Annotated in this window: 9 protein-coding genes; 6 read left to right on the top strand and 3 right to left on the bottom strand. The window is 60.5% G+C overall.

The window, feature by feature from the left end; all coding sequences use genetic code 11:
* Positions 1–1111 (bottom strand): retention module-containing protein (locus APH25_RS24310; protein ID WP_082428431.1); only part of this gene is annotated, 1111 nt, incomplete at its 3' end.
* Positions 1112–2057: 946 nt separating this feature from the next.
* On the opposite strand from APH25_RS24310, the gene APH25_RS24305 reads away from it, so the two are divergent.
* Both APH25_RS24305 and APH25_RS24300 read left to right on the top strand, forming a co-directional pair.
* Positions 2058–4214 (top strand): type I secretion system permease/ATPase, encoded by a 2157-nt coding sequence (locus APH25_RS24305; RefSeq protein ID WP_028633703.1) that lies wholly within the window; start codon positions 2058–2060, stop codon positions 4212–4214.
* 28 nt (positions 4215–4242) lie between these two features.
* The gene (locus APH25_RS24300) at positions 4243–5580 is read left to right on the top strand and encodes an HlyD family type I secretion periplasmic adaptor subunit (RefSeq protein ID WP_174435898.1); all 1338 of its coding nucleotides are present in this window, start codon (positions 4243–4245) and stop codon (positions 5578–5580) included.
* Positions 5581–5651: 71 nt separating this feature from the next.
* Here APH25_RS24300 and lapD read toward each other — a convergent pair whose 3' ends face one another.
* The gene (lapD, locus tag APH25_RS24295; protein WP_028633705.1) at positions 5652–7598 is read right to left on the bottom strand and encodes a cyclic di-GMP receptor LapD; all 1947 of its coding nucleotides are present in this window, start codon (positions 7596–7598) and stop codon (positions 5652–5654) included.
* Between the two features lie 10 nt (positions 7599–7608).
* A complete protein-coding gene (lapG, locus tag APH25_RS24290; protein ID WP_245614768.1) occupies positions 7609–8385 on the bottom strand; it encodes a cysteine protease LapG in 777 nt (258 codons plus the stop codon).
* 186 nt (positions 8386–8571) lie between these two features.
* Between lapG and APH25_RS24285 the strand changes: the two genes are divergently transcribed.
* From APH25_RS24285 to APH25_RS24270, 4 genes are all read left to right on the top strand, one after another.
* Positions 8572–9267 carry a GntR family transcriptional regulator gene (locus APH25_RS24285; RefSeq protein WP_028633707.1) on the top strand — a complete coding sequence of 232 codons (696 nt, stop codon included), beginning with the start codon at positions 8572–8574 and terminating at the stop codon, positions 9265–9267.
* A gap of 96 nt (positions 9268–9363) precedes the next feature.
* Positions 9364–9864, top strand: coding sequence for a sigma-70 family RNA polymerase sigma factor (locus tag APH25_RS24280; protein ID WP_060483625.1), 501 nt, complete (start codon positions 9364–9366; stop codon positions 9862–9864).
* On the top strand, positions 9861–10829 hold the full coding sequence (locus tag APH25_RS24275) for a FecR domain-containing protein (RefSeq protein WP_060483624.1): 969 nt from the start codon (positions 9861–9863) through the stop codon (positions 10827–10829). Before APH25_RS24280 ends, APH25_RS24275 begins: the two co-directional genes overlap by 4 nt.
* 159 nt (positions 10830–10988) lie before the next feature.
* A complete protein-coding gene (locus tag APH25_RS24270; RefSeq protein WP_256217613.1) occupies positions 10989–13403 on the top strand; it encodes a TonB-dependent siderophore receptor in 2415 nt (804 codons plus the stop codon).
* Positions 13404–13460 lie beyond the last annotated feature (57 nt).

The raw sequence follows: 13460 nt of genomic DNA, 5'->3' as shown, positions 1-13460 counted from the left end.
CAGCCGGGTTCGTATTGGGCGTGAGTTGCTCGAAGTTACCACCCGTTGCACCCGTAATATTCACGCTGACGGTCGAACCGTTGTTGTAAACATCGTTCGGCGGCGTCTGGAAATCGACGCTAGCCTGGGTTTTGCCAGCCTCAACGGTAATCACCTGCCCGTTGGACAAAGTGACGGTCACCGGGGTCTGGCCTGGGTTGCTCAGCGTAACGGTGTAAGTGATCACACCGCCCTCGGTCACCGACGGGGTGGCTGTCAGCGTCGCGGTTGTGGTGTCGATGGTATCGGTAACCTGGGTTACCGCAGGGTCTTGCGGCAAGGTCACAATCAACCCGCCACCGCCGGCGGTACCGGTGACAACCGTAGAAATCTGACCGCCATCGACATAGGGCGTGTCATTCGGAGGGATCACAACATTGACACTGCCGGTTGTTTGACCGGCAGGGATGACGATGACCGCACCATTGGACAGGGTGACCACCAGGTCGCTATTGGGAGCCTGGCCAACGGTGGCGGTATAGACAATCACCCCGCCCGCTTCAGTAATGGAAGGCGTGGCGCCCAGCACCAGGTTAGTGGCGACATCCCCGGTCGTGCCGGGCGTGGTCGCACGGTTGTTGGCAGTGGTGTCCGCGCCGCCAACATCCTGGCGATTGGCTTCAGCAGCGAAGCCAAGCCCCTCGGTGGGGAAGCCAACAGTCGGGTCAACGGTGCCTGCCGTCTCTTCCAGCATGACGAAGCTGTGGCCACCGCCCGCTGCACCGCCACCGGCTGCCGTAGGGCCTGCCGCAGTGGCTTCCAGGTCGGTGGTGGGGTCGACACCCGCTGCGATCGCTTGCTGCAACTCTGCTACCGAAGGTGCGGCCTGCGCAGCGGCCTGGCCCAGGTCGGTGCTGCTATCAGGCGTGTCGGCACTCCACTGGCTGTCGCGGCCCAGGTCGAGCAGTCGGCCATCTGCCAGCTCAAGCGTTACTGCACCACCAGCGCCAGTGAGCACCTGCTCGCCGGCCAGAAGTCGATCCCCCTCGATCAGTACACGCCGGATGCCTTCTGGGGATACCGCAATAACCTGGCCGACAATACTTTTGACGATGGCTACAACGCTGCTCATTGGACTCTCCGTGTGACCCTGTAGGGGTACTTCCGTGCCAGAGCGGCAATCGTGGCCACCTGATCTGGAATGATGTCGATATTCACTTGACGCATTTTGACGTCAATATTTCGTCTATAACTGCCAGCGATTACACAACTGCCAAACTATTGACCTTATTATGGCCATCCTAAACAATCGGTTAGGTAATGTCACATTGATATTTTACCTTAGCCAAGCGTTTCTCAACGGCAACTGCCTTGGGTCACGAAAAACAGCTGCATCGCCCACCACACGGGGGTTTAGCGGCTTAGAAATCCGAGGATTAGCCACCGGGTTACCGTCCGTCGGGTTCCATCAGACCATAGGCGTCAATATAAGGTCATTTACGTTTATTCACCGGCCCAATATACGCACGGCTAGCACAAAGCTTGCCGATTCATCACCCAGTGGGCTGCAGCCCCACGCCACTTGTCGGCACGTAAACACGCTGCCGCAAATCAAACGAGCAGAGCGGAATCACGTATATAAGGTTGTCCAGGTGGGGGTGAAGCGCGTGATGATTATCGAATACAGGTTGGTGCAGACGCTGCATTTAATAGATGAATTTTGACTAATCGATTACCAAAAGGCGTCAGCAAACCAGCGCCTGTTAAATGACATCAGCTATTCTGGACACGAGCGATGTCGCCATGGCCTTTTGCTAGCTATGCTGACACCCGTGAACGACGTGCGAGTGCTTCAGAAATGAAACATTTCAGGGCCATCCGACGTCAGGTAGTTAAGTGAACGAGACAGCTGTTTACTCAAGATGGATTCAAAGCGACCATTGCCAAAATTTTGCCACGGCGATGAACATCGCCCGGCGCTGATACGCCGCAACACCACTGAACGTCAGGGTTGCCAGCCTGCAGCATTAAGGCAGCACGCCCACCCCTACCCACCACAAGGATGAAGAGAGCGCCGCGTGGAATCCGAAGTCAGTCGAGTCGAACTCAACCACGATCCACGCAGCCAGCACGACGATCCCCTGCTGGATAGTCTGTTGAGCCTGTGTGTGTTGCACCAAAAGCCCGCCAGCCGCGTGATGTTGACCACGGGCCTGCCGTTGCCAGCGCAGCGGCTGAGCCCTGAACTGCTGCCCCGTGCGGCCGCCAGGGCTGGGCTGCAAGGGCGCCTGCTGCAGCGCAAGCTGGAGCAGATCCCGAGCATCGCCATGCCGGCCATGCTGTTGCTCAAAGGCGGGCGAAGCGCGGTTCTGCTTGGCTGGGAAAACGAGGACACTGCACGGCTGCTGCTTAGCGAAAGCGATGGCGGCGAGGTACACATCAGCCGCGAAAAACTCCAGGATGACTACAGTGGCCGGGTGTTCTTCGCCCAGCCGCAGCACAAATTTGACGTCAACCACGGCAACCTCATTCCGCGTGCGAAGTCCTGGTTCCGTGACACCCTGCTGCGCAGCAAATGGCTGTATATCGATGCTATCGCCGCCAGCCTGGTGATCAACTTGATTGCCCTGGCCGCTCCGCTGTTCGTGATGAACGTGTATGACCGGGTGGTCCCCAACCAGGCAACCTCAACGCTGTGGGTGCTGGCGATCGGGATCGCGGGCGCTTACGTGTTCGACCTGATCCTCAAAGGGCTGCGCGGGTTGTGCCTGGACCTTGCCGGCAAGAAGACCGACCTGATCATCTCTGCCACGCTGTTCGAGCGTATCGTCGGCATGTCGATGAAGTATCGCCCTGCCAGGGTCGGTAGTTTCGCCCAGAACATCCACGAGTTTCAGGGCCTGCGCGACTTCCTGGCATCGCTGACACTGACCAGCCTGATCGACCTGCCCTTCACGGTACTGATCCTGATCGTCATCGCCATCATCGGCGGCCATCTGGTGTGGATCCCGATCATCGCCTTCCCGTTGGCGCTGAGTATTGGCTATGCCTTGCAGCGCCCTTTGATGGCGACCATGGAGCGGACCATGGCATTGGCCTCCGAGCGCCAGTCCAGCCTGATCGAAACCCTCGCCGGGCTGGATGCGGTCAAGGTCAACAATGCCGAGAGCGAGCGCCAGTACATGTGGGAACAGACCCTCGGTACCCTCAGCCGCCTGGAGCTGCGCGTGAAGGTGCTGTCGAGCCTGGCCATGAACATCACCCTGTTGATTCAGCAACTGGCGGGTGTGGCGATGATCTGCGTGGGCGTCTACCTGATCATCGACGGCAACCTGAGCATGGGCGGCCTGGTGGCCTGCTACATGCTCAGTGGTCGCGCGCTGGGCCCGCTGGGCCAGCTGAACGGCCTGTTGGCACGTTACCAGCAAGCCAAGGTGACCATGGTTTCTACCGACCACATGATGGAGTTGCCACAGGAGCGCAACTTCGAAGAGCGGCCACTCAGCCGCCGAGTGCTGCAGGGTAGCGTCGAGTTTCGCGGGGTGGACTTCACCTACCCCAACCAGCAGAACATGGCGCTGAAGAACATCAACCTGACCATTCGGCCCGGCGAGAAGGTCGGCATCATTGGCCGCAGCGGCTCAGGCAAGAGCTCTTTGGCCAAGTTGATCGTGGGCCTGTACGAGGCTGATGGCGGCTCGCTGCTGGTAGATGGTGTGGACATCCGGCAGATCGACGTCAGCGAGTTGCGCCACAACATTGGCTACGTGCCGCAGGATATCCAGTTGCTGGCAGGCACCCTGCGCGACAACCTGGTGAGTGGCGCGCGCTACATTGACGACGAGATGATCCTGCAAGCCGCCGAACTGGCAGGTGTGCACGAGTTCGCGCGGCTGCACCCTGATGGCTATGAGCTGCAGGTAGGCGAACGTGGGCAGAACCTGTCCGGTGGCCAGCGGCAGAACGTGGCGCTTGGCCGTGCGCTGCTGTTGAACCCGCAAATCCTGCTGCTGGACGAACCGACCAGCGCCATGGACAACACCGGCGAGGAGCGCCTCAAGCAGCGCCTGCAGGCGGTGGTGGAAAGCAAGACGGTGCTGCTGGTGACTCACCGTGCATCACTGCTTTCGCTCGTGGATCGGCTGATCGTGATCGATCGCGGGCAGATTGTTGCCGACGGCCCGAAAGCCGCGGTCATGGACGCGCTGAAGAAGGGGCAGATCAGTGTTGCGTAAGCTGGATTTCGGGCAAATCAAGGAAGGCATGCGGCGCTACTTCAAGGGCAGTGACTCGCTGGGTGGGCAGCCACTTCCCGAGGTCAACAAGGCACTCATCGAGGATGCCCCGCGGGTCGTCAGGTTGACCATATGGGGCGTGATCCTGTTCTTCGTGTTCTTGATCATCTGGGCCAGCGTGGCGCCTATCGATGAAGTAACCCGCGGCGAGGGCAAGGCGATCCCCTCCTCCAAGGTGCAGAAAATCCAGAACCTGGAAGGCGGCATCGTGGCGGAAATTTTTGCCAAGGAGGGCCAGATCGTCGAAGTTGGCCAGCCCTTGCTGCGCCTTGATGAAACGCGCTTCGCCTCCAACGTGGGCGAAACCGAGGCCGATCGCTTGTCCATGGCCCTGCGTGTGCAGCGCCTGAGCGCTGAGGTGGACGACAAGCCACTGCAGATTGACGAAGAGCTGCGCAAAGCCGCACCCAGCCAGGCGGCCAGCGAGGAGTCGCTGTACCAGAGCCGGCGTCAGCAATTGCAGGACGAAATTGGCGGCCTGCAGCAGCAGTTGGTGCAGCGCCAGCAAGAGCTGCGCGAGTACAGCTCCAAGCGTGCCCAGTACGCCAACAGCCTTGAGCTGCTGCGCAAGGAAATCAGCATGTCGGAGCCCTTGGTGGCGACCGGAGCGATCTCCCAGGTAGAGGTGCTGCGCCTGCGCCGGGCGGAAGTGGAAAACCGCGGCCAACTGGATTCCACCGCCCTGGCCATACCCCGTGCCGAGGCGGCCATCCGCGAGGTACAGAGCAAGATCGAGGAAACCCGTGGCAAGTTCCGCAGCGAGGCGCTTACCCAGCTTAACGAAGCGCGTACCGAGCTGAACAAGGCCACCGCCACGAGCAAGGCACTGGATGACCGGGTGCACCGGACCATGGTCACCTCGCCGGTGCGCGGTATCGTCAAGCAATTGCTGGTGAACACCATTGGCGGTGTGATCCAGCCGGGCAGCGATATCATCGAGGTCGTGCCGCTGGACGACACGCTGGTGATCGAAGCGAAGATCCTACCCAAGGACATTGCCTTCCTGCACCCGGGCCAGGAAGCGACAGTCAAGTTCACCGCGTATGACTACACCATCTACGGCGGGCTCAAGGCCAAGCTTGAACAGATCAGCGCCGACACCATCACCGATGAAGACAAGAAGACCACCTACTACCTGATCAGGTTGCGCACCGATCGCAGCCACCTTGGCACCGACGAGAAACCGCTGCTGATCATCCCCGGGATGATTGCAACGGTGGATATCATGACCGGCAAGAAAACCATCATGAGCTACTTGCTCAAGCCCATCATGAAGGCCCGCTCGGAAGCACTGCGCGAGCGCTGACAGGCTGTGCAAAGGGCCGCATTGCGGCCCTTATGCGGCGCTAGGCCGCTAATGCACGTAATGGCTAGTACTTATCGCCAGGGTGCAGGTTCACCCACCAGTTGCCCCTGGATACCCCCTACCCCCATTTCGCATAGCACGAGGCGCTCGCCTTCGGTTTCCACACGTTCGGCAATGAGCGGCAAGTCGATGCTGTGGGCAGCGCGCTGGATGGCCTCGATGAACAGGCGCTTGTGCTGCTCCTCATCGATATTGCGGATGTAGCTGCCGTCGATCTTCAGGTAAGCCAGCCCCAGGTGCGACAGGTTGCCGATCATGCTGAAGCGGCCGCCAAAGCGCTGCAGCGCCAGGCCGAAGCCCAGCGCGTGCAGGCGCCGCGTCAGCTGTTCCAGGGCAGGCTGGTCGGGCAACTGCTCTTCGCCAATCTCGAACACCAGGCGCGGGCCCAGGGCTACGTTGTGGCCCAGTAATTCGAAAATGCGCTGCAATGCCTTGGGGTCGGCCAAGGTGGCGGCGGAAAGGTTCAGCGCCAGCACCTGGTCATGCCCACGCAAGTGGGCCAGTACTTTTTCCAGCACCAGCAGGTCCAGGCGCGGCATCCAGCCAAAGCGCTCGAGCCAGGGCAGGAAGCGGCCGGCCGGCAGGGCCTCGCCTTCACGGTCTTTCAGGCGCGATATCACCTTGTGATGAAGCACGCGCTGCGCGGTGGCGCAATCCACCACAGGCTGGAAGAACAGGTCGAAATGGCCATTGCGGAACGCCTGGTCGAGGCGTTCATGCCAGTCGTGCTGGCTGTCTGCGGCAACAGCAGCCACCCCTTGCTCCAGGCACACCCAGCCAGGGGTTGGCTGGTTTTCTGCGCGGGCCAAGGCTTCGTCGGCGAGCTTGAGCAGCGCCTGCGGTGCGTCGCCGGGGGTGTAAGGCGCCAGGCCGATACAGGCCACGGGGTTGATGTCGCTGGCACCGGTTTCGTGCAGGCTCTGCAAGGTGGCTTCCAAGGCCTGGGCAAGCTGAATGGCCTCCTCATGCACCATGCCTGGGGCCAACACCGCAAACTCCCCCCCGCGGCTGCGGGAGATCAGGTCGTTGGTTTCCGGGTAGCTGCCACAGGTGCGCCGCAACTGCTCGCCCACAGCCTGCAGCAACTGGTCGGTACGTTGCCCGCCCAACCGCGCGTTCAGCCCGGCCAGGCCTTGCACACGCAACAACAGCAGGTAGCCTGCGCGGGCTTCCTCCAGGTTGCTGACCCGGGCGTTCAGTTGCATCTCGAAGTAACGGCGGTTGGACAGCCCGGTGAGGGTGTCCTGATAGGACTCGGCACGCAGCCGCTCACTGCGCTCGGCCTGTTCGGTGAACAGGGCCTTGAGCTTCTCGACCATCTGGTTCATGGCCTGCACCACGCGGCGCAGCTCCGGTGTGCGTGGCAGCTCTTGCAGGCTCAGGAATTCACGGCGGGCAATGGCATGGGATTGTTCGACCATGTAGTCCAGCGGGCGCAACTGACGGCGTAGCAGCAATGCGCCAAGCACGGCACTGGCAGCCCCGCACAGCAGCAACCAGCTCAGGCTGCCCAGGGCGCTTTGCCAGAGTTTGGCAATGGCGAACATCGGGTGGCTTATTACCTCCACCCGGGCCGCCTGTTGCCAGCCACGGCTGACGATGGCGTCGCCGCCGGCAGCCTCCAGGCCTATCAAGTGCACAAACCAGCGCGGCACGCCACCTGGGTCCGGCTCGGCGTGACGCTCCACCAGTACGGCGTTGGAGGCCAGGTCGACGACCTTGATGCTTGCATAGTAGCCACTGTCGAAGATCGAGCTGACCATCAACTCGGTCATGGCCGGGTCGTCGATGTTGGGCGTGAGCGACAATGCCAGGGCGGTAGCCGCATCCTGGGCGTGCGAGCGCAGCTGGTTGACGTACTGGCTGCGCGAGCTTTCCAGGCTGACCATGAAGCTGCCACTGAAGGCGACCACCAGGAACAGGCAAATAGCCAACAGCAATTGTTTGAACAGTGACATTTGTGCTCCTTCAGTAAACCGGTTCGGCCGGGAAGCCTTCGGCCTGCATTTTCTTCAACAGGTCTTGCCAGCGCGACAACCGCTTGGTATCGCCGACCTTCTTGTTACCAGCAGCCCCGGTGAGCCACAAGCCTTCACCATTGAAAGCGTAGACCGGCAGCAGGTCTGGGCGCTGGCTAGCCGGCTTGATGGCGTCCATGAGGCTGTCCAGGACCAGAGGTTGGGCCTGGGGTGTCGAATAGTAAGTCAGTACCATGTGCGCGCGGTTCTGTCGCAGCGCCTTGACGTAGGTGATGCGCAGCTTTTCGCTGGGAATGCCCATACGCCGAAGGCTGAAATACTTGGCGATTGCGTAGTCCTCACAATCCCCTGCCCCCTTGATCAGGGCCTGAACAGGGGTAGCCCAGTAATCGACCTCACCCCACAGGTCGATGTCCTCTACGTAACGCAGTTGCTGGTTGAAGAACCGGTTGACCACTTGCAGCCGCTCAAGCTCGCTGCCTTGTTTCTGGGTCGCCATCAGGTTCTGCCAGGCATCGATACGCGCTTTGCCGGCACCGAGCGGGCCATAGAGGGCCTCGGACTTGCGGCTGATCTGTGCGAAATCCCAATCAGCGTGCAGGCCGCCCAGCAGCATGCCGCCCAGCAACGCAGCCAGGGCGATACGGTGCAGCACGGTTTTGAGCATCGGGGAGATCGCCACAGCCAAGCCCTGTCCCGGCCAGTCGAAAGCTGCGATGGTGCGGCCTGTCAGCGCAAAAGACAATGGCACATCGAAATCATCCATCCGCCTGTCAGCCAGGCTGCATTCTGGCCCTACATCTTCATTTGCATTACTTCCTTTGCAGGGCGACTTACTCCACCATAGCCGCGCTTTGGGGCAGTGCGCTGATAGCCGCAGGTTTGACATGCCCACAAGCCGTAACTAGCTTCATTGGATCCAACTTTTTGTGAACGTTAAGGCAGGCGTTTTGTGGCCGAGAAAATAAAACTGAGCAACGTGCTGACCAGCGAACAGCTGTTGCCGCACCTGGCCCGTGGCGTAATCGAGGAACGTCTGCGCAGTGCCATTCTGGACGGCCGTTTGCCGCCTGGCACCGCGATCCGGCAGCAGGAGCTTGCAACCCTCTATGGCGTCAGCCGCATGCCGGTACGTGAGGCGCTGCGGCAGTTGGAAGCGCAGGCGCTGTTGAATGTGCAGATGCACAAGGGTGCCGTAGTTGCGCCGCTGATCGGCGAAGACGCGGTAGACGCCTATACCTTGCGCGTGCTGCTCGAGAGCGAGGCTTTGCGCCAATCCATCCCGCTGCTTGAAGGCCAGGACATCGCCAATGCACGCCGCTATATCCAGCAGTTGGAGAACGAAACCCGGCATGCCGAGATCGCTCGCCTCAACCGCCTGCTGCACATGGTGCTGTATTGCCGCGCACCGAACCAGAAGCTGCTGCGCCTGATTGATAACGAGCTGAACCAGGAGGAACGGTTTCTGCGGTTTCACCTGTCCTCCATGGGCCTGGGCAAACTGACGCAGGACGACCATACGGCACTGGTAGACGCCGCCAGCGCCAAGCGGGTCAACGAGGCTATTGCAGTACTGGAGCGCCACCTCAACGGCGCTGCAATTGCAATTCGCAGATACTTGGACAGCCAAAAGCTTCGCCAGGCGTGATCGCAGCGTTCCTATAGGCCGACAAGGTTGCAAAATGCGGTCACCGGCGGAACAATGAGACTCGTTATCATTAAAGCCTCTATGGCACCGCCGCCAATGCCCAGCAACGAACCTGTCCAAGCCCTCTATCAAGACCACCACGGCTGGTTGTATGGCTGGCTGCGCCATCACCTGGGTAGCGCGGCTGATGCTGCCGACCTGGCGCAGGACACCTTCGTGCGGCTGTTACAGCGAAGCGAGCATCTTCATCTGCAAAAACCCAGGGCGTTCTTGCGCACTGTTGCCCGCGGGCTGGTGATCGATCATTGGCGCCGAGAAGAATTGCACAAGGCCTATCTGGAGGCTTTGGCCCATCTACCGCAGGCTCACGCGCCCAGTGCCGAAACCCAGGAATTGCTGCTGGAGCTGCTCGAGCGCATTGCTGTCATGCTCGATGGCCTCAAGCCCAAGGTCCGTACTGCATTTCTGCTGGCCCAGTGCGAGGGCCTCAAGCACAAGGAGATTGCGCAGCGGATGGGGCTTTCCGTGCGTACCGTGGAGCGTCATATCGCTGACGCGCTCTATCACTGCTACCTGTTGCGCTACGACATGCAATGACCTGCGCTCCCCCAGATGCAAAAACGGTGAGGCAAGCCATTACGTGGAGGGTCGCGCTGCGCGAGCATGGCAATGACCCTGCTTTTGAGCAGCGCTGCATGCAGTGGCGCAGTGCTTGCCCGAACCACGAGTTGGCCTGGCAACGGGTTGTCCATCTCGATCAGGAACTGGACCTGCGGGCGGTCCCTGCTGCCGGTCTAGCCCTGCGCACCTTGGAAACCAGTCACAAACGTCTTCAGCGCCGGCAGGCCTTGAAGCTGTTGGGCGGGCTTGCCATGGTGGGTTCGGCCGCCTGGCTGGCCAAAGACCTGGACCTTATCAGCCCATGGTCATCGGACTACGCGACCGCAACGGGCGAGCGTAGGCGCATCACCCTTGCCGACGGTACACGCCTGCAGCTCAACACCCGCAGTGCAGTAGATGTGGCGTTCAATGGCCAGCAACTGGTGGTGAAGTTGAGGCGCGGCGAGCTGATGCTCGATTGTCGGCAAACCCTGCACCCACAGTTGCCAGTACGCGTATATGCCAAGGACGCGCTGCTGCAGGCGTTCGATAGCCGCGTCGCGCTGCGCCTAGAGGGTGACTGCGCCCATGCCAGCTTCAGCCACGGCCGGCTGGCAGCCCAACACGCCGAGACGGGCGGCTGGCAATGGCTGGAGCCGGACCAGGCCTGGCGGGTAACGCATGACGGCGCACAGCGAGAGCAGCCTGCCAGCATGGATGCACTGGCCTGGACCGAGGGGTTGATAGTGACTCGGGACATGCGTCTGGCCGACTTTCTTGCGCAAGTCAGCCGCTACCGCCATGGCTATCTGACCTGCAGCGACAACATTGCAGACATGCGCTTGTCGGGTGTCTTCCGCCTCGATGACCCTGAGCAACTGGTGCGGCTGCTACCCCGCACGCTGCCGGTGCAACTGCGCGAGCTCACGCGCTTGTGGATACGGGTGGAGCGCCTGAGTTAGGCAGCGCTTCCGGAAGATGGCGGGTTTTTTATTCTGGTCCGGCTAGGACATTGAAGCGCCCTCTGCCCTATTCAATTCACGGACTCCTACATGCCTATCGCCACGAAGTACACGCTGCCCTGCAACGCGAATGATTTTCGACCTGTCCTGCAATCAATACTGGGTAGAGCCGTACGCGCAGCCTTGTTCGGCACCGTCCTGGGCGTAGCGGCCACGCCACTGCTGGCCGTAGCGGACGGTACACCAGTGGTTATCCAAACCTATGCGATCGCACCCGGCCCACTCGATGAGGCACTCAACCAGTTCGCCAGGCAGGCTGGCATTACCCTGTCGAGCACACCGCAACTTACCCGCGGCTTGCAATCCAACGGCCTTAAAGGCCAGTACGGCACTGAACAAGCCTTGCGGCACCTCCTGGCAGGAAGCGGGCTGGTAGCCCTGAGCCAGAACGCACGCAATTACGTCTTGCAGGCACAACCGCAAGAAGCCGCACTGGCGTTGCCCGATACCGATGTGCGCAGCTTCACCCTGGGTAATGCATTGGGCAGCATGGAGGGGTACAACGCCACGCATAGCCAGGTTGCTACCAAGAGCAGCATGCCGCTGGTGGAAACCTCCCAGTCAGTGTCGGTGGTCACCCGTCAGCAGATGGATGACCAGGGGGCACAGACCGTGGCCCAGGCCATGCGCTATACACCCGGTGTGCTGACCAACCCCTACGGGGCAACCCACCGCTACGACTACGTGGCCATGCGCGGCTTCAACGATGGCTCTGTGGATAACATCTACGTAGACGGCCTGAAGTCCATGGGCGACAACGGCACCTACAGCACCATGCAGGTAGACCCGTATTTTCTTGAGCGCATCGACATACTGAAGGGCCCGTCATCGGTACTGTATGGCCGCAGTTCGCCAGGTGGCCTGGTGGCGTTGACTACCAAGAAGCCTCTGTTCAGCCCCTACCATCAGGTTCAGGCCTCCGTGGGTACTCAGGGGCAGCGCGGCATGGGGTTCGACTTCAGCGGGCCTGTGGATGACGACAAGCGCATTGCGTACCGCCTGACAGGCCTGGCAGACGGTTCAGACACTCAGTTCGATCACAACAAGGAAGAGCGCTACGCACTTGCACCGTCGCTGAGCATGGACTTCACGGAAGACACCTCGCTGACCCTGCAGGCGTACCTGCAGCACGACCCCAGCGGGGGCTACCATGGCGGCAACCCGGCAGATGGCATGCTGCACAAGCGCAACGGCTTGCGCTTGTCGGACCACTTCTTCGAGGGTGAACCGAACATCGATCACTACGAACGCACACAGCAGTCGTTCAGTTATCAGTTCGAACACCGGTTCAATGACGTATTTACGGCACGGCAGAACTTCCGCTACCAGGATTCCGATGTCTCGATGGACCAGGTGTATTCGGCCGGTTGGGCAGGCAACGAGGGCACTGTACTGAACAGGGCCTACACCGGCGGTGACGAACGTCTGCATTCCTACATCATCGATAACATGGTGCAGGCAGAGGTGTTCACCGGGGCCGCCAAGCACACCTTCCTGTTGGGTACCGATTTTCAGCGTCGCAAGGCCGATGTGGCATGGCGCTATGGCTCGGTTGACCCGCTGGATGCCGGTAACCCCCAGTATCGCAATGGCAACCTGCAGGTCGTAGGGGAGAACCGCTATCAACGGCGTTTGCAACAGACGGGTGTGTATTTGCAGGACCTGGTGGAACTGGATCAGTGGCGGTTTTCTCTCGGCCTGCGACAGGACTGGGTAAAGGTATCCGAGCGTGATCGCGACAGGGATACCAAGGCCAATGATGCGCGTACCAAGTTCACTACCCGTGCAGGTGTTTTGTACCTGTTCGAAAACGGGATCGCGCCCTACCTGAGCTATTCGGAGTCATTCAACCCGAACACCGTGTCCGATCAACAAGGCAAGCCGCTGGCACCCACCGAAGGCACACAGTGGGAAGCCGGTATCAAGTACCAGCCACCGGGCAGCGACAACCTGTTCACGGCCTCGGTGTTCCATATTGAACAGGAGAACCTGGCATCCAAGCAGCCCAATGAGGATTTCTATCGCCCCGTTGGCCAGGTGCGCTCCCAGGGGTTGGAACTGGAAGCTCATGTACAAGTGACCGACAGCCTGAAACTGCTGGGCGGGTACACTTTCACTGATATCGAATACACCAAGCAGATGCCTAGCCTGGTAAACGGCAACCTGGACAACAAAGGTAACTCACCCACCCAGGCGCCCAGGCAGATGGTGTCGCTGTGGGCTGACTACAACATGCGCCAAGGTGTGCTTGAGGGTGTGAGGCTGGGAGGGGGTGTACGTTATGTGGGGTATAGCTGGGTCGATGCGGAAAACAGCATGAAGGTGCCGTCCTACACCCTGGTGGATGCTTCGCTAGGTTATGACCTCGGCAAAGTCGGGCTGAAGGGCGTGGATGTGAGGTTGAACGCCAACAACCTGACCAACCGACGCTACATCACGTCCTGCGCAAGCCAGAACTACTGCTACATGGGTGAAGAGCGAAACGTGACGGCCACCGTCAGCTATCAGTTCTGAGCCGTCCCGGAAAAGACAAAGCCCCTGTCTGCATCGCAGACAGGGGCTTTGGGGTTT

The organism is Pseudomonas sp. NBRC 111119, assembly GCF_001320125.1.
Classification (GTDB): Bacteria; Pseudomonadota; Gammaproteobacteria; order Pseudomonadales; family Pseudomonadaceae; genus Aquipseudomonas; species Aquipseudomonas parafulva.
This window is presented reverse-complemented; position numbering and strand designations above follow the sequence as displayed.